Annotated in this window: 18 protein-coding genes; 9 read left to right on the top strand and 9 right to left on the bottom strand. The window is 67.6% G+C overall.

Annotated features, from left to right (window positions below; all coding sequences use genetic code 11):
• Positions 1-28: 28 nt before the first annotated feature.
• The 6 genes from ABZT49_RS02410 (at position 29) to katG (ending at position 7,732) form a co-directional block, all read left to right on the top strand.
• Positions 29-1,057, top strand: coding sequence for a UDP-glucuronic acid decarboxylase family protein (locus ABZT49_RS02410; RefSeq protein ID WP_355282542.1), 1,029 nt, complete (start codon positions 29-31; stop codon positions 1,055-1,057).
• 82 nt (positions 1,058-1,139) lie between these two features.
• Positions 1,140-1,904 carry an alpha/beta hydrolase gene (locus ABZT49_RS02405; RefSeq protein ID WP_355282539.1) on the top strand — a complete coding sequence of 255 codons (765 nt, stop codon included), beginning with the start codon at positions 1,140-1,142 and terminating at the stop codon, positions 1,902-1,904.
• A gap of 115 nt (positions 1,905-2,019) precedes the next feature.
• The gene (locus tag ABZT49_RS02400) at positions 2,020-3,072 is read left to right on the top strand and encodes a PAS domain-containing protein (protein WP_355282536.1); all 1,053 of its coding nucleotides are present in this window, start codon (positions 2,020-2,022) and stop codon (positions 3,070-3,072) included.
• A gap of 343 nt (positions 3,073-3,415) precedes the next feature.
• On the top strand, positions 3,416-3,850 hold the full coding sequence (locus ABZT49_RS02395) for an ester cyclase (RefSeq protein WP_355282534.1): 435 nt from the start codon (positions 3,416-3,418) through the stop codon (positions 3,848-3,850).
• Between the two features lie 32 nt (positions 3,851-3,882).
• Complete coding sequence (locus ABZT49_RS02390) at positions 3,883-4,815, top strand: glutathione S-transferase family protein (RefSeq protein WP_355282531.1); 933 nt, start codon at positions 3,883-3,885, stop codon at positions 4,813-4,815.
• Between the two features lie 616 nt (positions 4,816-5,431).
• Entirely contained in the window at positions 5,432-7,732 is a 2,301-nt protein-coding gene (gene katG / locus ABZT49_RS02385) for a catalase/peroxidase HPI (protein WP_355282529.1), read from the top strand.
• 332 nt (positions 7,733-8,064) lie between these two features.
• On the opposite strand, the gene ABZT49_RS02380 is transcribed toward katG, so the two are convergent.
• The 3 genes from ABZT49_RS02380 to ABZT49_RS02370 all read right to left on the bottom strand — a co-directional run bounded on the left by ABZT49_RS02380 (position 8,065) and on the right by ABZT49_RS02370 (position 11,126).
• Positions 8,065-9,192 (bottom strand): FAD-binding domain-containing protein, encoded by a 1,128-nt coding sequence (locus ABZT49_RS02380; protein ID WP_355282527.1) that lies wholly within the window; start codon positions 9,190-9,192, stop codon positions 8,065-8,067.
• A gap of 80 nt (positions 9,193-9,272) precedes the next feature.
• Entirely contained in the window at positions 9,273-10,433 is a 1,161-nt protein-coding gene (locus tag ABZT49_RS02375) for a hypothetical protein (RefSeq protein ID WP_355282524.1), read from the bottom strand.
• A 321-nt stretch (positions 10,434-10,754) separates the two neighbouring features.
• Positions 10,755-11,126 (bottom strand): DUF3140 domain-containing protein, encoded by a 372-nt coding sequence (locus ABZT49_RS02370; protein ID WP_355282521.1) that lies wholly within the window; start codon positions 11,124-11,126, stop codon positions 10,755-10,757.
• 138 nt (positions 11,127-11,264) lie between these two features.
• On the opposite strand from ABZT49_RS02370, the gene ABZT49_RS02365 reads away from it, so the two are divergent.
• The gene (locus tag ABZT49_RS02365; protein ID WP_355282519.1) at positions 11,265-12,053 is read left to right on the top strand and encodes an enoyl-CoA hydratase/isomerase family protein; all 789 of its coding nucleotides are present in this window, start codon (positions 11,265-11,267) and stop codon (positions 12,051-12,053) included.
• A gap of 894 nt (positions 12,054-12,947) precedes the next feature.
• On the opposite strand, the gene ABZT49_RS02360 is transcribed toward ABZT49_RS02365, so the two are convergent.
• The 6 genes from ABZT49_RS02360 to ABZT49_RS02335 form a co-directional block, all read right to left on the bottom strand.
• Positions 12,948-13,103 (bottom strand): hypothetical protein, encoded by a 156-nt coding sequence (locus ABZT49_RS02360; protein ID WP_355282516.1) that lies wholly within the window; start codon positions 13,101-13,103, stop codon positions 12,948-12,950.
• Positions 13,104-13,361: 258 nt separating this feature from the next.
• Positions 13,362-13,664, bottom strand: coding sequence for a hypothetical protein (locus ABZT49_RS02355; RefSeq protein WP_355282513.1), 303 nt, complete (start codon positions 13,662-13,664; stop codon positions 13,362-13,364).
• A gap of 163 nt (positions 13,665-13,827) precedes the next feature.
• Positions 13,828-14,460 (bottom strand): NUDIX hydrolase, encoded by a 633-nt coding sequence (locus tag ABZT49_RS02350; protein ID WP_355282511.1) that lies wholly within the window; start codon positions 14,458-14,460, stop codon positions 13,828-13,830.
• Positions 14,457-14,714: a sulfurtransferase TusA family protein gene (locus ABZT49_RS02345; protein ID WP_355282508.1), complete on the bottom strand. Its 258-nt coding sequence runs from the start codon at positions 14,712-14,714 to the stop codon at positions 14,457-14,459. Before ABZT49_RS02345 ends, ABZT49_RS02350 begins: the two co-directional genes overlap by 4 nt.
• A 113-nt stretch (positions 14,715-14,827) precedes the next feature.
• Complete coding sequence (locus ABZT49_RS02340; RefSeq protein ID WP_093568036.1) at positions 14,828-15,262, bottom strand: hypothetical protein; 435 nt, start codon at positions 15,260-15,262, stop codon at positions 14,828-14,830.
• 433 nt (positions 15,263-15,695) lie between these two features.
• Positions 15,696-17,063, bottom strand: coding sequence for a glutamate--cysteine ligase (locus ABZT49_RS02335; protein ID WP_355282504.1), 1,368 nt, complete (start codon positions 17,061-17,063; stop codon positions 15,696-15,698).
• Positions 17,064-17,573: 510 nt separating this feature from the next.
• Between ABZT49_RS02335 and dnaE the strand changes: the two genes are divergently transcribed.
• Positions 17,574-21,029 (top strand): DNA polymerase III subunit alpha, encoded by a 3,456-nt coding sequence (gene dnaE / locus ABZT49_RS02330; protein WP_407943432.1) that lies wholly within the window; start codon positions 17,574-17,576, stop codon positions 21,027-21,029.
• A 346-nt stretch (positions 21,030-21,375) separates the two neighbouring features.
• The gene (locus ABZT49_RS02325) at positions 21,376-23,223 is read left to right on the top strand and encodes a DUF4209 domain-containing protein (RefSeq protein ID WP_355282501.1); all 1,848 of its coding nucleotides are present in this window, start codon (positions 21,376-21,378) and stop codon (positions 23,221-23,223) included.
• The last annotated feature ends 104 nt before the right edge of the window (positions 23,224-23,327 follow it).

Raw genomic sequence — 23,327 nt, 5'->3', positions numbered from 1 at the left:
CCCGGCCAGCCTGGAGAGGATCGACCGCATGAGACACCGCGAGAGCACGCTCGTCCTGGTCGCCGGCGGCGCGGGGTTCCTGGGGTCTCACTTGTGCGACCGGCTCCTGGCGGAGGGGCACGAGGTCGTCTGCCTCGACCATTTCGGCACCGGACGGCGGCGCAACCTGCGCCATCTCGAGCGCGAGCCGCGCTTCGACCTCGTCACCCACGACGTGGTGGAGCCCCTGCCGGCCCGGCTCAGACGTCAGCGCTTCGCCCGGATCTACAACCTCGCCTGCCCGGCCTCGCCGCCGCATTACCAGGCCGACCCGGAGCACACGCTGCTCACCAGCGTGCTCGGCACCCGCCACCTGCTGCTGGCCGCCGAGGAGAGCGGCGCGCGCCTGCTCCAGGCCTCGACCTCCGAGATCTACGGCGACCCGGAGATGCACCCGCAGGCCGAGGGCTACTGGGGCCACGTCAATCCGACGGGTCCCCGCGCCTGCTACGACGAGGGCAAGCGGGCGGCCGAGACGCTCTGCGCCGACTACGCCCGGGCCGGCCGGGCCGCCGTGCGGGTGGCCCGCATCTTCAACACCTACGGGCCGCGGATGCGCGCCGATGACGGGCGCGTGGTCTCGAACGTGATCTGCCAGGCGCTGGCCGGCGACGACGTCACGGTCTACGGCGACGGCAGCCAGACCCGCTCCTTCTGCTACGTCGACGACCTGATCGACGGGCTCCACCGGCTGATGGAGCACCCGGCCGAGGCCCGGGACATCGGCGCGGTCAATCTCGGCAACCCGGTCGAGCTGACGGTGTCGGACTTGGTGCGTCGCGTGCTCGCCCTCACCGGCTCGACCGCGACGGTGGTCAACCATCCCCTGCCCGTCGACGATCCGCGCCGGCGCCGGCCCGACATCACCCGCGCCGGCGCGCTGCTCGGCTGGGCCCCCCGGGTGCCGCTGGAGCAGGGCCTGCGCGCCACCGTGATGTGGTTCTCCGACGAGGCCGAGGACGGCCCGCGCGCCGGCCGGCGGCCGGGGCTCGCCGCGCCGGCGGCGGTGGTGGCCTGACGCGGGCAGCCCTGTCCGCGTTGCGGGCCGGCCTGCGCCTGAGCTAAGCCCGCGTCCGACCTCGCGCGGGAGCCCCATCGCCATGCAGACCTTCGATTCGGACGGCGTCTCGATCGCCTATGTCGACGTTCCGCCGAAGGAAGGCGCGGCCGAGCCGATCCTGCTGATCCACGGCTTCGCGTCGAACCACGCCGTCAACTGGGTCAACACCTCCTGGGTGCGCAGCCTGACGACGGCCGGGCGGCGGGTGATCGCCCTCGACAATCGCGGCCACGGCCGCAGCGGCAAGCTCTACGACCCGGAGGCCTACGGCTCCGACCTGATGGCCGAGGATGCCCGCCGGCTCCTCGACCACCTCGACATCCCCCGCGCCGACGTGATGGGCTACTCGATGGGCGCGCGGATCACCGCCTTCCTGGCGCTCGCCCATCCCGGCCGCGTCCGCTCGGCGCTGCTGGGAGGGTTGGGGATCCACCTCGTCGAGGGGCGTGGCCTGCCGGCCGGCATCTCGGAGGCGATGGAGGCGCCCTCCCGCGACGACGTCACCGAGCCGACGGCGCGGATGTTCCGGGTCTTCGCCGAGCAGACCGGCAGCGACCTGCGGGCGCTCGCCGCCTGCATGCGCGGCTCGCGCCAGACCCTGTCGCGGGCCGAGGTCGCGCAGATCGAGGTCCCGGTCCTGGTCGCCGTCGGCACCACCGACACCGTGGCGGGCTCAGGGCCGGCGCTCGCCGCCCTGATCCCGGAGGCCAAGGCCCTCGACATCCCCAACCGCGACCACAACCTCGCGGTCGGCGACAAGGTGCACAAGGCAGGGGTGCTGGAGTTCCTCGACGCCCGGCCCTGACGGCGGCGCGGGCGCCGCCGCGGATAACCGTGATGCGGGCTCGGCGACTAACATTTGTTGGTGTCATCCGCGTTATGGCTGGCGGCCGCGTGTGGTCGCCTTGCCTTGGTCGCCGATGTCTGCGTTCGATCCGGATCTCGCCTGCGCCGACGTTCTGCGGCTGATCGAAGCCGCACAGCTGAGCGGCAGCTGGAGCTGGCGCTTCGCGCCCGAGCGCCAGTCCTGGTCGCCCGGCCTGTTCCACCTGCTCGGGCTCGATCCGCTGGCGGTCCCGCCCGGCTACGACCTGCTCGCGCGCCTCGTCCACCCGGAGGACCAGGGGGCGCTCGCGAGCGCGGCCGAACTCCGGCAGGGCTTCGCGCTGCCCGACGCGCAGGTCCGGGTCGTGCGGCCCGACGGGAGCGTGCGCCGCCTTGGCCTCCGCACCGAGATCCGGCTGGCGCCGGGCGGCCGGCCCGTGGGCGCCGTTGGCCTTGTCCTCGACGTGACCGACCCGCACGCCCTCGCCGAGGCCCGGCGCGCGGCGCAACGCCAGCGCAGCGCGCTGTTCCTGCAGGCGGGCGTCATCCTGGTTCCGGTCACCCCCGACCTGCGCTTCGACTTCCCGCCCGAGGCGGCCGCCCGGACCGGGCGCTCCCTGTCGGACGTCAACGCCGACCCGTTCGCCGAGGTCGCCGCGGCGGAGCGGGACGAGTTCCGCGCCCGCGCCGTGCACCACCACGGCGAGGGCACCCTGTTCCAGGCCCGGCCGCTCTTCCACCTGCGGGACCCCGGCCCGCTGCGGTTCCGGGTCGTGTCGGCGCCTGTGCGCGACGAGGGCGGCCGGATCACTGGCTGGCACTGCCTGATGGCTCCGCTCGGCGCACCCTCGCCGCCGGCCGCCGGCCCCTTCCGCCGCGGGCTCGAGCAGGCGTTGCGCGGGCGCCACCTGCGGGCCGCCCGCGGCCTGCTCGACTGGTCGCGGGAGGACCTGGCGCGGGCGAGCGGCCTGTCGCTGTCCACGGTGCGGCGCCTCGAGGACGAGGCGGAGCCGGACGGGACCCGCCAGCCCGTGACCCGCTCCCATCACGGCGCCGTCGCGGCGTTGCGCCAGGCCGGCATCCGCTTCATCGCCCTCGACGACGGTACCATCGCGCTTGCCAAGGGGCGCGAGGTGGCGGAGGGGTGATACGCTTTCCGGAAGGAAACTTCCGGAAAGCGTATCACGAGCCCGCGCGGCGACTGAGCGAAGCCAATTTCCGCATCGCGAAGCGATCAATCGGAAATTGTATGAGGCGGCGCGGAAAGACCAGCGCCGACCCTCGACCGCGCCGCCGGAGCGGCCCATCTCCCCGGTAGGACGCGGGATGCCGCCGAGGCCCCTTCGGGGGAGGGGACGACGGCGGACCCGCGCGACGGCACGCCGATGCCTCCGCGTCACGCGGGATGGATTGCCAAATAATCGGTCGTGCGCAAATAAATCATGGCAATCGCGCACCCCGGAGAGGGAGCGCGCAGCCAGGGAGGACGCCATGTCGAGCGAAACCGGCACGTCGACCGAAACCAACAAGGACCTCGCCCGCGCCTACTTCACCGCCTTCCTCGAACGCGACGAGGCGTGGTGGCAGCGGCACATCGCACCCGAATTCGTGCGTCACGATCCGGGCCTGAATTTCGCGGTGCACGGCCCCGAGGGCGTGCGCCGGCTCGGCGAGGTGCTGCATGGCGGCGTCACCGAGATGCGGCTGCCGATCGACGAGGTGATCGCCGAGGGCGACCGGGTGCTGGTCCGCCTGCGCTTCCAGGGCCGCCATACCGGCGACCTGATGGGGCTCCCCGCCAGCGACCGCCGCATCGACATCGCGGTGATGGACCTCTTTCGCATCGTCGACGGGCGGCTGGTGGAGCATTGGGCGCTCCTCGACAATCTCGGCCTCCTGAAGCAGGTCGGCGCCCTTCCGGCGTGAGACCCTCGTCCTCCATCTCGGGAGATGTCTGCATGTCCACGCCCCGGATCATCCTGCACCACTACGCCTTCTCGCCCTACGCCGAGAAGGTCCGCCTCGCCCTCGGGCTCAAGGGGCTCGACTGGGGCTCGGTCGACGTCGCGATGATGCCGCCACGTCCGCTCCTCGAGCCGCTCTCCGGCGGCTACCGGCGCATCCCGGTGCTGCAGGTCGGCGCCGACATCTACTGCGACACCCACGCGATCCTGCCGGCGCTGGAGCGCTTGGCACCCGAGCCCAGCCTGTATCCGACACTCGGGTCCGCGCTGACGGAGGGGCTGACCTACGGCCTCGAACGCGACCTCTGGCTCGCGGTCATCGGCGTCACGGTGCACTTCGCCGGCGACCTGCCCGAAGCCTTCCTGCGCGACCGCAAGGACGACTACCTGTACGTCGACATCAGCCACGCCGCGATGGAGCCGGACTTCGCCCGCAACGCCCAGCGGGTCGCGGCCTGGACCGCCTGGCTCACGCAGGCGCTGGCGGACGGCCGCCGCTTCCTCGCCGGGGACAAGCCTGGGGCGGCGGACCTGGCGCATTACCATCTGCTCTGGCTGATGCGCGGCGGCGAGCGGGCCGGCGCGGTCGACCGGCTGCTCGGGCTCGGGCCGCTTCACGGCTGGCTCGATCGGGTCGCCGGCCTCGGCCACGGACGGCCGCAGGAGATGAGCGCCGAAGCGGCCCTGGAGGCGGCCCGGGAAGCGGAGCCGGCCCCGGTCGAGGCCGTCAACGCGGTGCCGGACCTCGTCGCTGCGGCCCCGGGCGACGCCGTGACGGTGACGCCGGATGATTTCGCCCGCGTGCCGGTCGAGGGCCGGCTCGTCGCCGTGAGCGCGGACGAGGTCGTCATCCGCCGCGACGACCCGCAGGCGGGGGCGCTGCACCTGCACTTCCCGCGGGCGGGGTTCGTGCTTGCGAAGGGGTGACCAGTTTCAGAGCGATCAACTGCCTCGTTGCATAGGCCGAACTGGAACCAACAGGGTCATTCCGGGGCCGCGCAGCGGAGCCCGGAATCCAGAAACGCTGATGGTGCAGGATCAAGCGGAATGTTCTCCGCCTCTTTCTGAGCGATCTGAGGTTCTGGATTCCGGGCTCCGCTGCGCGGCCCCGGAATGACATGGTGGATGTGACAATCGATGCGGCCAAGCTGAAAGGCCCTTGCGGCCAACCCTCCCAGCCGCGGGGCTTGTGCCCGCGCAGGCTCGCACCTGATCCCCCGTATCGCCGAACAGCCGGCCTCCTCCGAGACCCCGTGACGCGGTGAACGCGAATGGAGTGGTCGCAGCGGAAGTGGCGCCTATCTGCGTCGGCGCACCGTATGATCGTGTCGAGTCCGGGATGAAGGGTCGCGTGTCCAAGTCTGCGCCGTGGATCGATCTGTCCACAGCCGGACATTGCGGCCCCCTCCGTATACTCTGCATGAGTATAGTGCGCCGATCTGGATCGACGAATGCTGCCTGAGCGGCGCGCCCTGCGCAGCCGGACGGCCCATGCTTGCCCATCACGATCGCGGCGCGCGATCGGCTCAGGAGGAGCGACGACGTGGAAACCTATCAAGACGTCCTGTCGGGGAAGTGCCCGTTCGGTGGCGACCGCGTCGGCGGTGCCCTCGGCACGCCGCCCACCCTCGAGAACTGGTACCCGGACCGCCTGCGCGTCGAGACGCTGCACCAGAACGGCCCGCAGGCGAACCCGCTCGGGGCCGAGTTCGATTACCGCGCGGCCTTCGCGTCGCTCGATTACGAGGCGCTGAAGCGCGACATTAAGCAGTTCCTGACGAGTTCCGTGTCGTGGTGGCCGTCCGATTACGGCAATTACGGCCCGCAGATGATCCGCATGGCGTGGCACTCCGCCGGCACCTACCGCATCGCCGACGGGCGCGGCGGCGCCGGCCAGGGCCTGCAGCGCTTCGCGCCGATCAGCAGCTGGTGGGACAACGGCAACACCGACAAGTCGCGCCGCCTGCTCTGGCCGATCAAGCAGAAATACGGCAGCGCCCTGTCCTGGGCCGACCTGATGGTGCTGACCGGCAACGTCGCCCTCGAGATCATGAACTTCCCGACCTACGGCTTCGCCGGCGGCCGCGAGGATGCCTGGGAGGCCGACAACGCCACCTACTGGGGCCCGGAGCTGTGGGACCCGACCACCGTCAAGTCGTTCGACGAGATGGTGAACCGCGACAAGCGCTGGCGCGGCAAGAACGGTGAGGCCGATTACGACCTCGAGAATCCGCTCGCCGCGTCGCACCAGTCGCTGATCTACGTCAACCCGGAAGGGCCCTACGCCAACGGCGACCCGATGGGCTCTGCCCACGACATCCGGGTCACCTTCACCCGCATGGCGATGAACGACGAGGAGACCGTGGCGCTGATCGCCGGCGGCCACGCCTTCGGCAAGAGCCACGGCATGGTCAAGGCCGACCGGATCGGCCCGCCGCCGGAGATCGCCCCGATCGAGGCGATGGGCTTAGGCTGGCACAACCCGCAAGGGACGGGCGCCGCCGAGAACACGATGACCAACGGCATCGAGGGCTCGTGGACGCAGGATCCGACGAAATGGGACAACAGCTACCTCGAGAACCTGTTCAAGTTCGAGTGGAAGCAGACCCGCAGCCCCGCCGGCGCCCTGCAATGGGAGCCGGTCGATCCTGACGCACCGAAGACGCCCGACGCCCACATCCCGGGCCGGTCCCACCCGCTGATGATGATGACGAGCGACATCGCGCTCAAGACCGACCCGGTCTACCGCGCGATCTGCGAGAAGTTCCTGTCCGATTTCGACTACTTCACGCTGCAATTCTCGAAGGCGTGGTACAAGCTGACCCACCGCGACATGGGTCCGAAGGAGCGCTACGTCGGGCCGGAGACCAGAATCGAGGACGACCTCCTCTGGCAGGACCCGATCCCGCCGGTCGACCACCCGCTGGTGGACGAAGCCGACATCGCCGCCCTGAAGGCGGAGATTCTGGGTGCCGGCCTGTCGGTCTCCGACCTCGCCTTCACGGCGTTCTCGTCGGTCTCGACCTACCGCAACAGCGACAAGCGCGGCGGCGCCAACGGCGCGCGGCTGGCGCTCGCCCCGCAATCGGGCTGGGCCGTCAACCGGCGCACCCTGCCGGTGATCGAGGCTTTGCGCGGCATCATGGCGGGGTTCAACGCCGAGGCGGCCGGGGGCAAGAAGGTTTCCCTCGCCGACCTGATCGTGCTGGCCGGCTGCGCCGCGGTCGAGCAGGCGGCCAAGGACGCCGGCACGCCCGTGGCGGTGCCGTTCGTCCCGGGCCGGATGGACACGACCCCGGCGCTCACCGACGAGGACAGCTTCGAGTGGCTCAAGCCCGTCGTCGACGGCTTTCGCAACTACGTCGATCCGTCCTTCGCCGAGATCACGCAAGGCCGTGTCGCCCCCGAGCAGGTCTTCCTCGACAAGGCCAACCTGCTCGCGCTCACCGCCCCCGAATGGGTGGCGCTGACCGGGGGCCTGCGGGCGCTCAACCTGAACCACGATGGGGGACGCCACGGCGTCTTCACCGATCGCGTCGGCGTGCTCACCAACGACTTCTTCACCGTGCTCACCAGCATGGACTACGAGTGGAAGAAGACGGACGCGGCCGGCCTCGTCTTCACCCTCGACGGCCGGCAGACCGGCGAGACCAAGTTCACGGCGACGCGCTGCGACCTGATCTTCGGCGCGAACGCGCAGCTCCGGGCCGTCGCCGAGATCTATGCCGGCCGCGACGGGCAGGACCGGTTCGTGCGCGACTTCGTCAAGGTCTGGCACAAGCTGATGATGCTCGATCGCTACGACGTGAAGCGCAACGAGGCGGGAATGACCACGGCGGCGTGAGGACGCTGCTTCGGGAATGAAGCACTTCCCCTCTCCCATGGGAGGGGGGATTATGTGGCTGGCATGGACTATGTCTATCCACTGCCGAGGTTGAAACCCTCGATGTCATCCCGGGGCTCGCCGAAAGGCGAGAGCCCGGGATCCATAACCGCTGAGGTATCCAGAAGAAGCGGGTAGCGACCCGCTTCATCCTGAACCGTCGGCGATTATGGATCCCGGGTTCCGCTATCGCGGCCCCGGGATGACGCGGAGGGTGTTCATAAGGTTGAGCGAGGTGAGGCCGGGCCCCCGGCGATCGTGACGACGGCACACGAGAGCGCCACGTCGCGCCCTCAACTCCCCATCACCTTCGGAATCGCCCCGCGCAGGCGCGAATACCCCCGGTTCGACAGCGGCCAGGCCCGCTCGTCCCAGTCCCGGCGGATGCGACGGCAGCCCGCCGGCAGGGCATCCGCCGACGGCCCGACGGGAGCCCACGCCGTCACCACCGGCAGGTCGCCCGTCCAGCCCTCCCGCACCGGCCCGGCCGGGCAGCCGAAATGCACGGCGGCCCGCTCCAGCGCATCCGCCATCGCCGCCGCTTCCGCCGCCCGCACCGGCTCCGCCGCCTCCTCGGCCGAGGCGATCAGGCCGCCCACCCGCGTCACCCGGGCCGCGCCGAGGGGCAGGCTCTCCGGATGCAGGTCGTCGAGGTGGAGGAGCAGGGCGACCGGGCCTTCCAGCGCGGGATCCGCCGAGGCCAGCGGCACCTCCCGGGGCGGCGTCTCCTCCTGCAGGGACGTGGCCCCCTCGTTCAGGCCGGCGGGGTCGTGACGCCCGTCGGTGAACTCGCGGATGTTGTCGCGCCGCGCGATATAAGGTTTGCCCCGCGTGTGCAGGCCCGCGACCCAGCGCCAGGACAGGGTGTTGCTCGCCGGGTCGCCGTCGAGGAGGTGGCGCAGGAAGAACTCCGCCCCGAGCTCCCAGGGCAGGCGAAGGGTGAAGATCCAGATCGAGGAAAACCACATCCGGGCGTGGTTGTGCAGCCAGTTCTCCTCGACGAGCTGCAAAGCCCAGTCGTCGAAGCCGTCGATCCCGGTTCGTCCTGCGATCACCCGCTCGTAGGTCCGGCGCAGGCCGGGCTCGGCGGCGAGGCGTTCATGCGCGGCGTCGCGCCCGGCGCGGTAGCGCGACCAGGCCTCGGGATGGGTCTCGAGATGGCCCTTGAAGTAGGTGCGCCAGAAGACCTCCGACACGAATTTCTCCGCGCCGCGCTCACCGAGCGCCCGGATCGCCGCGCGGGCGACCTCCTCCTCGGTCAGGAGCCGGCGGCGCAGCCAGGGCGACAGCGCCGAGGTCGTCGGTGCGGCCCGGCCGCGATCGGTGTTGCGGGCGGCGGCGTAATCCCCGCCGGGGCCGGCCAGGAAGGCGGAGAGCGCGTCGAGGCCGGCGGCGCGGGTCATCGGGGGAAAGGTGGGCATCACGCGGATTTAGGCCGGTCGCGCGCGTCGGCAGCGGCGGCGGCCATCTCATCCGGGTCCTGAGCGAATCGGTCGCGGCTTCACGGCTCACCCGGCAGGGCCGAGGCCTCCAGGCGCCGAGCGCTGCGGCCGAACAAGGCCTCCCGCAGCCGCAGGGCGTCGCCCCGGGCCAGGGTCTCGGCGAGGCGGCGGCGCAGCGCGGCGCAGCCGGGGGAGGGGGCGGGCGCGTGCGGCGCGGCATCCGGCGCGATCGGGGCGGGCCCGGCGAGCGCCCGGTCGAGGAGGGCGCGCATCCGCGCGACGCCGCCCCGGCGGCCCGGCAGCGCGTCCGCCGCGGCGAGCAGGTCGCCGTCCCGGCCGATCGCGCGGCAGGCCTCCTCGCTCCCGCTCGCCGTCATGGCGTCGAGGACGAGGCGGCCGAGGCCGGCGAGGGTCGCGTCGTCGGCGCCCGCGAAGGCCGCCCTGATGGCGCCCGCCGCCTCGGTCCGGATCAGGTCGAGCCCGTCGCTCTCGCTGCGCCCCTGCCGGTAGGACTCGCGGTAGCGGGCAGCGATGCCGTCGAGCACGCCCGGCCGCGGGCCCGCGAAGCCGGCGAGGAGGGCGACGGCGCGCAAAACCGCCGCCCGGGCGCCGCCCGGCGAATCGTCGTCGTCGAGGGTCGAATCCGGCAGGTCGCCCGGCCCGACCACGCCGGTGACGACCCCGGCGGCGCGCAGGTGGGTGGAATCGGGAATCCAGACGTCCCGCGACGGGGTGGCGAGGGCCTGCTCGACGAAGGCGGGCTCCAGGCCCGCGGCGAGGTAGCGGCCGCGCTCGTCGCTGGCATCGACCGGGATCATCTGCCCGAACAGCCCGGGCTCGTAGGGGGCGTGGAAGCCGAGGCGGCTGTCGTCCACGATCAGCCGCTCGCGCCCGCGCACGAAGGCCAGCGTGCAGGCCGAGACGCAGTAATCCGGCACGTAGGTGACGAGCCCCCGCGCGGCGACGAGCTCGCCGATCGCCGCTCCCTCATCGACGAGGCCGCCGTCGCTGGTCAGGTGCAGCCGCGTCACGCCCGGATTCGCGTCGAGCAGGCGGCGCAGGCGCTCGGCGGTACCGTCGTTGAGGTCGCCCCACAGCCGCACGTCGCGGCCGCCCGGGCCAAGGGTGACGCGGGCTGGCGGCCCGTCGGGGCTCGTGTCGAGGACCGCCTCGAGGTTGCGCGACAGGCCCCCGAAGGCCGGGGTCAGGGCCCCCGCCATCCCGGCGAGTCCCAGGCACGCCGCCACGACACCGGCGCCGAGCCATCCACGGCTCCGCCGCACACCCGCTCTCCTCATTCCGGTCCCCCATGCCTGGCCGGGCTTCGCCCTTTGTCCTTGACCCCACTCAGCCACATCGCCGGGGCGATGCGAAGACGTTGAGGTACGGCTAAGGGTCAGCAAGATCCGGGCCGAACTGGGGCCGGAGCATGGTTCGTTCCGCCAATGGGTCCGGCGGCAGAAACAGTTCTCGCGCGGGCGGCGGCGCGGGAGAAACTTGCGCTCCGGCCCGCGCCACCGTGTCGCGGCGGCGGAGTTGCCTCAATCTTTGAGCGGATCGTGGCCCCAGTTCATGAGGGAGTAGCGCCAGCGCGAAGTCTTCACGTCCTCCTTCGGCCCTCCTTGCGCGAGGTGACGCTTCACGTAGGCCGCGACCTTGCGCATGTCGGCGTAGTCGTCGTCGGTGAGGTCCGCCTTCTTGGTGTGCTTGATCTCGACGATTCGGCGCCCCTGGTGGTGGCCAACCGATTCGCCGCCCTTCGCACTCTCCTTCTTGGCGCCTTCGCTCCAGCCGACCGACCGGCTCTCCTCGGTGTCGAGCCACTTTTCCAGCTCGCCGGGCGCCATGTTCACCGCCTCGCGGAAGGCCGCGTAGGTCTCCTCGTGGTCGTCGGACTCGCTCTGCTTGCTCACGGGGTCGTCTCCTGATGCTCGCATGTCGCGCATCAACGTCGCGAGGGCCCCGGCGTTCGTCGCGGGCCGGTGGATCGTCGGGAGACGGAACGGGAGGAGGGCGCTAGGGTCGGGCCTCACCACGCGGATACGTCCACCATGACCGTCACCGACGAACTGCTCTACGCGGTCGATGCCGAGGGCATCGCCCGGATCACCCTCAACCGGCCGCAGGCGCGCAACGCCCTGACCTTCGCGATGTACGAGCGCCTGCACGGCCTGGCCGAGGCGATCGACGCCGATCCGGCGATCCGCGCGGTGGTGATCCAGGGGGCGGGCGGGCGCGCCTTCGCGGCCGGCACCGACATCGCGCAGTTCCGCGCCTTCTCGACGCCCGAGGACGCCCTCGGCTACGAGCGCTTCATGGACCGGGTGCTCGGCGCGCTCGAACGCTGCGCCAAGCCGACCATCGCGGCGGTCGCCGGGGCCTGTACCGGCGGCGGCGCGGCCATCGCCGCTGCCTGCGACCTGCGCATCGCCACGCGCGACGCCCGGTTCGGCTTCCCGATCGCCCGCACCCTCGGCAATTGCCTCTCGGTCGGCAACCTGCGCCGGCTCTCGGCGCTCGTCGGCGCGGCCCGCGTCAAGGAGATGATCTTCACCGCCCGCCTGGTCGAGGCGGAGGAGGCCCGGGCGATCGGTCTGGTGAGCGAGGTGGTGGCGGATGCGGACGCCCTCGCCGAGCGGGCGACGGCGCTGGCCCGCCTGGTCGCCGGCCACGCGCCGCTGACGCTCGCCGCCACCAAGGAGGGCCTGCGCCGAGTGCGCGACGAGGCGCCGTCCGAGTCCGGCGACGACCTGATCCTGCGATGCTACACGAGCGCGGATTTCCGCGAGGGGATGGAAGCCTTCCTGGGGAAGCGTCCGCCGCAATGGACCGGGCGGTGAGGCGTCATCCATGTCCGTATCGGGGATGACAGGTCACGAGAAGTGGTGGGCTGTTTCAGCGATGATCCCAGTATGAGAGCCTGTTTGACTGACGGTTGAATTTTATCCCACCCATGACCTCATCCTGAGGTGTTAGTCGATCGAAAATCGACTGACCTCGAAGGAGGCCTCCAGATATCGCGGAGGCAACTGGAGGCCTCCTTCGAGGCTCACTTCGTTCGCACCTCAGGATGAGGACGTGGGTGGGAAAAGGAAAATGTCTCTTGGTGCTGGCTCGCAAGTCAAACGGGCTCTGAGATCGCAGCCGAGACTTCTCAGATCTGTGTCATGTGGCTCGATCGACTGGTCTCGACGTTATCGATATCCACAGGGTCATCCCGGGGCCGCACAGCGGAACTCGGGATCCATAGCCGCCGACATTTGAGGATGAGGCGGAACGCGTCGAGCCGGGTTCTGCACCATCAGCGATTATGGATCCCGGGTTCTCGCCTTCGGCGAGCCCCGGGATGACGCCGAAGGATATCGGCCTGTGCGGTGGAGCGTTCGACGCGTTTGATCAAACAGGCTCCCGGACGGCGCAAGATAGAGCGGAACGCCAGCTGCTCTGTCCTGATCCATCCAAGGTTCTGAACTTGCCTTCGACGCGCTGGGCTCCGCAGCGCGGCCTCGAATGACATCGAGGATGTCACGTGCGTCGACAGGACTGAGCAGGCGCCGAGATTTTCATCAATCTATGAATCGCCGATGCAGCCCTGCGCTGTTCGCAGCTCCGATGGAATCTACGGAACACCCAGCGCCATCACATAATGAAGCCGACGGCGCAAAACGTCGTCGGCGCGGGCCGGCGCGTCGAGCGCCGGATTCGGAACGCGCCGTCGTGCGGCGCGTCGCGTCTCAGTGGATCACGTGGTCCTTGCGCTCGTTCTGGGCGAGCGAGGCCTCGTAGCTCTCGGCCTGCGCACGGGTCAGGCCGCTGACGAGCACGAGCGTGCCGCGGTAGACCGTGTAGGTGCCGTCCTGGGTGGGCTTGACGCGAATGACCTGGGACATGCGCTGGCTCCCTTGCGCGAATCACGACTGATTTTCTTGGATTTGAACGTGACGTTAACGAAACGGCGGACACGCGCAAGAGGGGTGACCGCGAAACCGCCGGCTTCTCGACACGATCTTGACCAAAGTACAGTCGGGCGAGGGAGGGCGCCGCGCCATCTCCCCCGACTGGCAACGTGCCGGCCCGCTCCAGGATCCGGCTTAGCCGGCGTAAAGTTTCAAGAAAAATGCCGCAGAGGGAGGTAAGAGTAATCGGGCTCAGGACGGCGAGCGGACGCTCGATACGTGGATCGTCGGCGCGGTCTGGGCCGAGGGCGCCAGGATCGGGGTCTTACCGGGCAGGGTCCACCAGCCCACCGCCGAGTGTACCGCGAGGGTGAGGCAGAGCAGGACCAGCATCGAGACGGCGTGACGGGCCATGCTCGGCTCCGCCGGAGCTGCCGCTTGCGTCCGCGGCGCGGCCGGGGCGAGATCCAGCGGCTCGGGCTCCAGCGGAAGGAATGAGCTGTCGTAACCGACGGGCTGGCCGGTCGGACGGTGGAAGGGTCCAATGCTGAACATCGGCGTCTCCTGTCGAGGCCCCTGCGACGGAGGGCTATCGGAACCGCTCAAAGTTAACAGCTGCTGAACGAGACGCTAGCCCTGATCACGAAACCGTGAACGGAGGTGCTTGTACACCGGCCGTTCAGGATGCAAGCCAGGATGACGGCACCGCTCCCTTGCCTCAAGACCGTCCTTCGGGCGAGGGCCCTCCGCCCGGTGACCTGTCGGATGGCGGCGCGAACAACGCCGGATGCCTCAGGCGCAGGGTCTGAATGAGGCAGAGCGTCTTCATGTCGGCGATCTCGCCCCGCTCGGCCTGGACGGCGAGGTCCGCGAGTGCGACCTCCACCACCTCGATGCTCTCGTGCTCCTCCGCCAGGCCGCCGCCGGCGCCCTCGCGGTCGGCGGCACGGTAGGGTGCGAGGAAGAGGTCCATCCGCTCGGTCGAGAGGCCCGGCAGCGACCAGACGCGGCCGGCATGTTCCAGCACCGACAGGCGCAGGCCCACTTCCTCGAAGGCCTCGCGCCGGGCGCAGGTTTCCGGATCGTCCTCGTCGCGCAGGCCCGCCGGAGTCTCCAGCATCGAGGCCGTGCCGTCGACGAAGCAGGGCGGCGTGCGGAACTGCCGCACCAGCAGGGCGACCCGTCGCTCGGAATCGTAGGGCAGCACCGCCACGGCGGGCCCGTGATCCTCGACCTCGCGGCCGATCCGGGTGCCGTCCGGCATCTGCACCTCGGCCACGAGGTAGCGCGCCCAACCCTCGTAGACCGTGCGGGCGCCCAGAATGCGCGGCGGGGTCTCGTCTCGGCTCACGCGGGTCTCTCCTCAGCGGCATCGGGCACCGCGCCGCGGCGGATCTCGAAGATCAGGATGCCGCCGTCGCGCAGCATCCGGTCGAGATGGTCGCCGCGCTCGCGCAGCAGGTTGGGAATGTCGATGACGGCCATCGGGTCGGTGCAGCGCACCGACAGGCCGTCGCCCGGCGCGAGGCCGCGCAGGGCCTTGGCGGTGCGCAAGGTCGGGAGCGGGCATTTCAGCCCGCGCAGGTCGAGGTCGTGGTGTCGCATGGTCGCTCAGATACAACTCGCCGTCGACCGGTTGAGCATATCCGGCGCGAACGAGAAAGCCCGGCGCGGGGGCATCCCGCGCCGGGCTTCCGTTACGTCACGAGGTCCGGCGATCAGTAGCCGTAGCCGTAGTATCCGCCGTAGGCCGGGTAGCTGTAGCCGTAGGACGGGTAGCTGTAGCCGTAGCCATAGCCGCCGACCGGGGCGTAGCCGCCGCCGTAATAGCCGCCATAGGCCGGGTAGCCGCCGTAGCCGTAGGACGAGGCCGAGCCGGCCGCGATGGCACCGCCGATGATGCCGAGCGCCGCGCCGGCCGCGAGCGCGCCGCCGGCGCCGATGCCGCGGCGATAGCCGTAGCCGCGATAGCCGCGGTAGCCGCCGCCGTAATAGCCGCCGCCGCGCCAGCGCACCTGGTCGACGGTCGCGCCCGAGCCGGCGATGGCGGCCGAGGTGGCGGCCGGCAGCGGGGCGGCCTGCGCCCCGACGGTGCCGGCGGTCAGGGCGGCGGCGGCGCCGGCCGCGAGGGCGAGGGTGGTGATGCGCGACATAAAGATGTCTCCGATCGTGTGAGGATCATGTCCCGTAGGCCTCAAGAACGGCCAAGGACCGGCCTCTGTTCCAAGATTCGGTGCGAATTGACGAACCGTCAATCGGTAGCGGCTACGCTTGCGCGGCGTGGATAAGCTTGACCGTTCGTCGAATCGCGGCTCGCGGCGTTGGCTCGACTGGGGGAGTGGCGCCGGCGTCCGCTCCGGTGCCCGATCGCTGAACTCTTGCAGATCTCCCATCCTCCGCGTCATCCCGGGGCTCGACGCAGTCGAGAACCCGGGATCCATAACCGCTGACGCTGAGGAAAGGAGCGAAGAGCGTTCCGCCTCGTCCTGACACTTCAGCGGTTATGGATCCCGGGTTCCGCTGCGCGGCCCCGGGATGATGCCGCAGGAGTCGTCTTTGCCGTGAGGAACGGACGCCGACAGCCCTTCAGAACGCGCAGGCGCCGAAGGCGGGATCGACCGAGCGGTTCCACGGCCCGTCATAGAGCGCGAGCAGGTCCTCGGCGCGGCTCTGCGAGGCGGCGATGGCCTGGAGCGGGGCGAGGTAGAGCGTCTCGTCGCGCCCCTGCGCGTCGCGGCGCGCCCGCGCCCGCAGGCCCGATTCGGAGAGCGCCAGCGCGTCGCGGGCGAGGTCCCGCAGGCGCCGTTTGCCGGCCGGCGCGTCGAGGCCGAGGCGCGGCACCTCGGCCCGCATCGTCTCGCGCTCCTCCGCGGTCAGGTCGCGCACCAACTGCCAGGCGCCGTCGAGGGCGGCCGGGTCGTAGTACAGCCCGGCCCAGAAGGCGGATTGGGCGGCGATCATGTTGGCATCGCCGACATCCGCCCCGCGCATCTCGAGGAAGCGCTTCAGGCGCACCTCGGGGAAGGCGGTCGAGGCGTGGTTGGCCCAGTCGGAGACCGTGGCGCGCTCGCCCGGCAGGGCGGCGAGCCGCCCCTCCATCAGGTCGCGGAACGAGGCGCCGCTGACGTCGTGATAGGTCTCGTCGCGCTTGACGAAGTACATCGGCATGTCGAGCAGCCAGTCCGCATAGGCCTCGTAGCCGAAGCCGTCGTCGAACGCGAAGGGCAGCATGCCGGTGCGGTCGCGGTCGGTGTCGCGCCAGATCTCGGAGCGCCGCGACAGGAAGCCGTTGGGCTTGCCGTCGGTGAAGGGCGAATTGGCGAAGAGCGCGGTCGCCACCGGCTGCAAGGCCAGCCCGACCCGCATCTTCGTCACCATGTCGGCCTCGGACGCGAAGTCGAGGTTCACCTGCACGGTGGCGGTGCGCAGCATCATGTCGAGGCCGAGCGAGCCGACCTTGGGCATGTAGCCCTTCATGATGCGGTAGCGGCTCTTCGGCATCACGGGAGTCTCACCCTGAGTCCATTTCGGGCTCATGCCGAGGGTCAGGAAGCCGATCCCGAGCGGGTCGGCGGCCTGGCGCACCGCGTCGAGGTGCTGGCTCAGCTCGTGGGCGGTGGCGTGGACGTCCGGCAGCGGCGCGCCCGAGAGCTCGAACTGGCCGCCGGGCTCGAGCGAGATCGCGCCTCCGCCCTCGACCGCCGAGAGGCCGATCACCCGGCCGGCATCCTCGATCGTCTCCCAGCCGGTGATCGCCCGCAGGCCGTCGAGTAGGGCCTCGATCCCGTTTTCGCCCTCGTAGGGCACTGGCGAGAGGTCGGCGCGGTAGAACGGGACCTTCTCGTGCTCGGTCCCGATGGCGAAGGCGTCGTGCGGCTTCTCGCCGGCGGCAAACCACTCGATCAGCTCGGACCGCGCGCTGAGCGGGGTCGCGTCGGACACGTCGCGCGCCATGCGCCACCTCGTGCTTGAATTAGAAAAACGATGACTCCCGGCGGGCCGGCGACCCACCGTCAAGGTTGCGCTTAGATAGGCCGTGGGCGACCGACCCGCAACGCGCCTGCGATATACCCCCGGGCCCCACCCTGGGGCGCCCCGCGTCCCAGCCCGTCAACCAACCATTCACCACCACGACCGGATCCGAGCCGATCCCCCTTTGACATGGAACAAAACAGGAACAAACATCGGGCCGACGAAAGGGGACAGACCATGAACATACGCAAGATCCTCCTCGCTGTCACGGAGGTCGCCTCGATGGGCCTGCTCACCGGCGCGATCGTGATGTGGGCTGTGGCGTTGTCGCCGATGCACTGAGGCAGCGCGTTGCCGCAAGGCAACGGCAAGGGAGGTTCCATCGATTCCGCGGTGAATCCCCCGCGATTTTCGGCCCGGTGAGGCGCTCCGGGTCGTGACTCTCCGGGCTCGGGCGGGAATCCTGCCGCGCTCAGTTCGGAGTGAGTCGCCTTGCAGATCCTGAAGCCCGTCGGCTACGTCCACCTGCACGTCCACTCCTCCTACTCGCTGCTCGAGGGGGCGCTGAAGATCGGCGACCTCGTGAAGGCTGCCTGCTCCGACCGGCAGCCGGCGCTGGCGCTTACCGACACCAACAACCTGTTCGGCGCGCTCGAATTCTCCGAGAAGGCGGCCGGCTCAGGCCTCCAGCCGATCGCCGGGATGCAGCTCAGCGTCGCCTTCGAGGCGCCGGAGGCCGGCGCCAAGCTCAACGCCGTCCACCCGCACATCGTGCTGCTCGCCAAGGACGAGACCGGCTACGGCCACCTGCTGCGCCTGGCGAGCCGGGCCTATTTCGACAACGAGGTCGGCGAATCGCCCCGCGTCTCCGCGCAGGCGCTGGCCGAATGCGCGGGCGGACTCGTCGCGCTCACCGGCGGCATGGGCGGTCCGGTCGATACGGCGCTCCGCGCCGGCCGGACCGAGCTGGCGCTGGCTCGCCTCGAAGCCCTGAGGACCGCCTTCGGCGAGGACGGGCTCTACGTCGAGGTGCAGCGCCACGGTCTGCCCGACGAGCGCATGGTCGAGGGCGAGCTGATTCGGCTCGCCGACAAGCACGGCCTGTCGCTGGTGGCGACGAACGAGCCCTACTTCGCCAAGCCCGAGGATTACGAGGCCCACGACGCGCTGCTCGCCGTCGCCGAAGGGCGCCTCGTCTCCGACGACAAGCGCCGGCGCCTGACCCCGCGCCACGCCTTCAAGACCCGGGCCGAGATGGCCGAGCTGTTCCGCGATCTGCCCGACGCGCTCCAGGCCACCGTCGAGATCGCGATGCGCTGCGCCTGCCGGGCGCGCACCCGGAAACCCATCCTGCCGAGCTTCGGCGCCCCCAGCCTCACCACCCCGGCGCAGGGCACGCCGGAGGGCGCGGCCCAGCAGGCGCTCGCCGCCGCGGCCACGACCGCGGTGGCGAAGGAGATCGCCCCCGACGAGGCGGCCGAGCTGCGCCGCCAAGCGGAAGAGGGTCTGACCGAGCGCCTGCGCCAGCACGGCCCGGCCGAGGGGCTGACCGAGAAGGACTATCGCGACCGGCTCGAATACGAGATCCGCGTCATCACCAACATGAAGTTCCCGGGCTACTTCCTGATCGTCTCGGACTTCATCAAGTGGGCCAAGGAGCACGACATCCCGGTCGGGCCGGGCCGCGGCTCGGGCGCCGGCTCGCTGGTCGCGTGGTCGCTCCTCATCACCGACCTCGATCCGATCCGCTTCGGCCTGCTGTTCGAGCGCTTCCTCAACCCGGAGCGCGTCTCGATGCCGGATTTCGACATCGATTTCTGCGTCGAGGGCCGAGAGCGGGTGATCCGCTACGTGCAGGAGCGCTACGGCGAGGAACAGGTCGGCCAGATCATCACCTTCGGCACCCTGCTCGCCCGCGGCGTCTTGCGCGACGTCGGCCGGGTGCTGGAGATGCCCTACGGCCAAGTCGACAAGCTGACGAAGCTGGTGCCGCAGAACCCGGCCAACCCCGTGACGCTCGCCCAGGCGATCGAGGGCGAGCCGAAGCTCCAGAGCGCGATCGAGGAGGAGCCGGTCGTCGCGCGGCTGATGAGCATCGCCAAGAAGCTCGAGGGCCTGCACCGCCACGCCTCGACCCACGCCGCCGGCGTGGTGATCGGCGACCGGCCGCTGGAGGAGCTGGTGCCGCTCTACCGCGATCCGAAGACCGGGATGCGGGTGACCCAGTTCAACATGAAGTGGGTCGAGCAGGCGGGGCTGGTGAAGTTCGACTTCCTCGGCCTCAAGACCCTGACGGTCCTGCGCGCCGCGACCGACCTGCTGAAGCTGCGCGGCATCGACGTCGATCTCCCGTCGCTGCCGATCAATGACACGCTCACCTACGAGCGCCTGCGCAAGGGCGAGACGGTCGGCGTGTTCCAGGTGGAATCGGCCGGCATGCGCAAGGCGCTGGTCGAGATGTGCGCCGACCGGTTCGAGGACATCATTGCCCTCGTGGCGCTCTACCGCCCGGGCCCGATGGCCAACATCCCGGTCTATTGCGAGCGCAAGCTCGGCCGCGATGCCGGCAACGAGAAGAACTGGTATCCGCACGAGAAGCTGGAGCCGATCCTCGCCGAGACCTTCGGCATCATCGTCTACCAGGAACAGGTGATGGAGGTGGCGAAGGTCCTCGCCGGCTACTCGCTGGGCGACGCCGACCTTCTGCGCCGCGCCATGGGCAAGAAGATCAAGGCGGAGATGGACGCCCAGCGCGACCGCTTCGTGAAGGGCGCGGTCGAGCGCGGCCTCGACAAGGGCAAGGCCAACGAGATCTTCGACCTGCTCGCGAAGTTCGCCGATTACGGCTTCAACAAGTCGCACGCCGCGGCCTACGCGCTGATCACCTACCAGACCGCCTACCTCAAGGCGAACTTTCCGGTCGAGTTCATGGCCGCCTCGATGTCGCTCGACATCGACAACACCGACAAGCTCGCCGAACTGCGCCAGGACGCGCAGCGCCTCGGCACCAAGGTCGAGCCGCCGAACGTGAACCGCTCCGGCGTCACCTTCGAGGTGCATGACGGCGCGATCCGCTACGCGCTCGCTGCCATCAAGGGCGTCGGCCGCGCCGCCGTCGAGGCGATCGTGCAGGCCCGCGGCGACAGGCCGTTCCGCGATCTCGGCGACTTCGCCCGGCGCCTCAACCCGAAGCTCGTCAACAAGCGCACGCTCGAGAACCTGGTGGCGGCCGGCGCCCTCGACGCGATCGAGCCCGACCGGGCCAAGGCCTTCGCCGCCGTCGAGCCGATGATGCGCCTCGCGCAAGGCGCCGCCGAGGCCGAGACTGTCGGCATGATGGACATGTTCGGCGGCGTCGCGGCGGCCGAGGTGTCGTTGCGCATCCCGCCCTACGAGCCCTGGCCGATGGCCGACCGGCTCAAGCGCGAATACGATGCCGTCGGCTTCTTCCTCTCCGGCCACCCGCTCGACGAGTACGGCGACCTGCTGCAAAAACTCCGGGTCCAGACCTGGGCCGAGTTCTGCCGCTCGGTCCGCGCCGGCACCTCGAGCGTCGGCCGGGTGGCGGCGAGCGTGCTCGACCGCGCCGAGCGCCGCACCAAGACCGGCAACAAGCTCGGCATCGTGACGCTCTCCGACCAGACCGGCCACTTCGAGGCGATCATCTTCTCCGAGGGGCTCTCGCATTACCGCGACCTGCTGGAGCCCGGCGCCGCCCTGGTGCTCCAGCTCCAGGCCAGCACCGAGGGCGAGGACGTGCGCGCCCGCATCCAGACCTGCGAACCCCTCGACCAGGCCGCCTCCCGCCACCAGAAGGGCATGCGAATCTACCTGCGCGACGAGCGCCCGATTTCGAGCGTTCAGCAGCGGTTGCAGGTGCGGGGGGAGGGGGAGGTGTCGCTGATCCTGATCCTCGATGGGGGTGAGCGGGAGGTGGAGGTGAGTTGATTCTCATCCCATCCAAAATCCTTTTTGATTTTCGCGAACTATGCGCGCGCTGCGATTTCGGAAGAGTACAGCAAACTCCGGACCCCGGCAGTTTTAGGCGATTTACCAAACGCGGTTTCGGTAAATATATAATAATATATTTTTCGAATTGTTAAACAAGATCAGATTCCAATAGAATGATATTTCAGATATTTTGTTGATTTTGTTCAATATTTAAGTTCAACATACTTCACTTGCGTAAGTTTGACAATGGGCTGCATTTTACTAAAATATGACAAGTCGAAAGTGATTCTCCCTCAATGGATGGGGTTATAAAATTATGCCGAATGTCAAAACGGGAGAAAGGGTGCGAAATATCGTTGCGTCTTCCGACTTTAAATCTTTTGATTATGAAGCTCCATTGTCTAGAAGTAAAAATGTTGGATATTATCATATTCGTAATTTATATCAGAATGCAAAAATCGAAGCGGAAGCAAATGGCAATGATGTTCAGGCAAGAGTTTACGGTCTTCTATGCAGTATTTGTAGCTTCCACTTCAAGCCCGGTGATGGAGGCGAGCCTTACGGTCCGATGATGACATTCGATGATGGTAGAAGAACTTTAGTTCCCTCTGATTTCAGAGGGGATCAAGCTATTGTATTAGGTGAAATTGCTCTGATGACGAAAAATCCAGCTTTGCGGGCACGCTTGGCAGACATTGCATGGCTTTGCCGCCGCAGTGACGCCGCCGCCAAAGCTGCTGCTATAAGTGGCCTCAACGAAAGTGTTGCCCTTGTGCTTGATGGTGAAGCTCTATTTGAGAAAGAGGAAAGACATCATATTTCAACTGGTATAAATTATTTGCAGAGAGCATTATCGATAGGTCGTACGCGTGGCACTGATGTCGGCATATATAATGAAACAAAAATAATTTTGCAACGCATGCGAAATTTGGGATTCGACACCAAAGTACATGCAATTTTTGTTAGGGCAGCGAAGTTAGATCTTGAGTATGGTATCTCGGATGTGTCGATTGTGGCCCGCCAAGCTACAGAATTTGCTGAGCAAGATGAGAAGCGAGGTGACCAAGATGGTGCGCGTCGGAATTGGCTCCTCGCAGCAGACGCATACGAGCTTGCACGAAATGTTGCGGAGCGATCTGCTTGCTTAGTAAATGCGGCTGAGTGCCATGTGCGTGAAGCAATCGCTATGGCTGGCTCCGCTATGAATGCCACAGGGTCTATAATTCGTGCCATAGAGCAATATCGTGAAGTTCCTAAAATACATAGACCACAAGGAAGGTTGGAGGAATTGCAGGCCGATCTAGTGAAAAGACAGCGTGATCTGCATGACGAAATGGGTGTTTACGAATATTATGAGGATATTACGGAGCAGTTTAACGCTATAGTCGAGGCATATAGCGGAAAGCCAATCGCCGATTGCCTAGTGGGACTTGCATGCATTTTTGATCCGGCCGGCATGGATGAATATAAGAACCAAGTGAGAGAAAATGTTCGTGAATTTTCATTTATGGCATTAATTGATAAGACGGTGCATGATGAAGAAGGAAAAATAATATCGCACATTCCTGCGTTGGATCCGGGAAAAGAAATTAGCGATGATGATGTTCGCGTCCGTTGTGGGCAAATGATGAGTTTTGAGCATGTCACTGGCGTAAAATGCGCTATTAATCCAGCTTTGCATGTCATTATGAGTGAGCACAATTTAGACGACAATCTTTTTCATATATTATCTCAAGCTAGTGATTTTGTTCCTAGGGGACATGAAGGAGCGTTTGCGCTAGGGTTGAGTCGATTTTTTGCGGGTTCGATTTTAGAGGCGTGTTGTATACTAGTACCGCAGTTAGAAAATTCGCTTAGGCATGTGCTCAAGCAAACTGGAATAGATGTTACAAAAATTACAAACTCTTTGACGCAAGAAGATGTAATGCTTTCAGTTTTATTGGAAAGGTTCCGCGAGCCACTTGACAAGATATTTGGATCGGCAGTTATGTTCCAAATTGAAATGATTTTTCATAGTAGGCATGGGTTTAATGTACGTAATTCTCTTTCGCACGGAACTACGAGGGATCGCGAATTTTGGTCAGCGAGCCACATTTTCGGATGTTGGATAATTTACCGAATGATGATGGCTCCTTTGGTGCATCAGTGGGATAAAGTTGCATCAGTAATTGCAAAAGAGGGATATAGTTAGGGGTTAATTTAATAAAAATTCATTGATAACATATCGAATACCTCTTTCAAACCCAACCATTCCGCCAAAACTCCTAACTCCACCCCCAACGCCTCCCGCGCCCC

This window comes from Methylobacterium sp. EM32 (genome assembly GCF_040593685.1).
GTDB lineage: Bacteria > Pseudomonadota > Alphaproteobacteria > Rhizobiales > Beijerinckiaceae > Methylobacterium.
The sequence above is the reverse complement of the archived record's forward strand: the minus strand, read 5'-3'. Positions and strand labels throughout refer to the sequence as shown.

Bases quoted from the DNA above. Each gene is read 5' to 3' on its own strand.
- ABZT49_RS02340 (WP_093568036.1), bottom strand. From the start codon at position 15,262: ATGTCGCGCATCACCACCCTCGCCCTCGCGGCCGGCGCCGCCGCCGCC.
- ABZT49_RS02335 (WP_355282504.1), bottom strand. From the start codon at position 17,063: ATGGCGCGCGACGTGTCCGACGCGACCCCGCTCAGCGCGCGGTCCGAG.
- ABZT49_RS02400 (WP_355282536.1), top strand. From the start codon at position 2,020: ATGTCTGCGTTCGATCCGGATCTCGCCTGCGCCGACGTTCTGCGGCTG.
- ABZT49_RS02355 (WP_355282513.1), bottom strand. From the start codon at position 13,664: ATGTTCAGCATTGGACCCTTCCACCGTCCGACCGGCCAGCCCGTCGGT.
- ABZT49_RS02345 (WP_355282508.1), bottom strand. From the start codon at position 14,714: ATGCGACACCACGACCTCGACCTGCGCGGGCTGAAATGCCCGCTCCCG.
- ABZT49_RS02405 (WP_355282539.1), top strand. From the start codon at position 1,140: ATGCAGACCTTCGATTCGGACGGCGTCTCGATCGCCTATGTCGACGTT.
- ABZT49_RS02360 (WP_355282516.1), bottom strand. From the start codon at position 13,103: ATGTCCCAGGTCATTCGCGTCAAGCCCACCCAGGACGGCACCTACACG.
- ABZT49_RS02390 (WP_355282531.1), top strand. From the start codon at position 3,883: ATGTCCACGCCCCGGATCATCCTGCACCACTACGCCTTCTCGCCCTAC.
- ABZT49_RS02365 (WP_355282519.1), top strand. From the start codon at position 11,265: ATGACCGTCACCGACGAACTGCTCTACGCGGTCGATGCCGAGGGCATC.
- ABZT49_RS02410 (WP_355282542.1), top strand. From the start codon at position 29: ATGAGACACCGCGAGAGCACGCTCGTCCTGGTCGCCGGCGGCGCGGGG.
- ABZT49_RS02395 (WP_355282534.1), top strand. From the start codon at position 3,416: ATGTCGAGCGAAACCGGCACGTCGACCGAAACCAACAAGGACCTCGCC.
- ABZT49_RS02380 (WP_355282527.1), bottom strand. From the start codon at position 9,192: ATGCCCACCTTTCCCCCGATGACCCGCGCCGCCGGCCTCGACGCGCTC.
- ABZT49_RS02375 (WP_355282524.1), bottom strand. From the start codon at position 10,433: ATGGCGGGGGCCCTGACCCCGGCCTTCGGGGGCCTGTCGCGCAACCTC.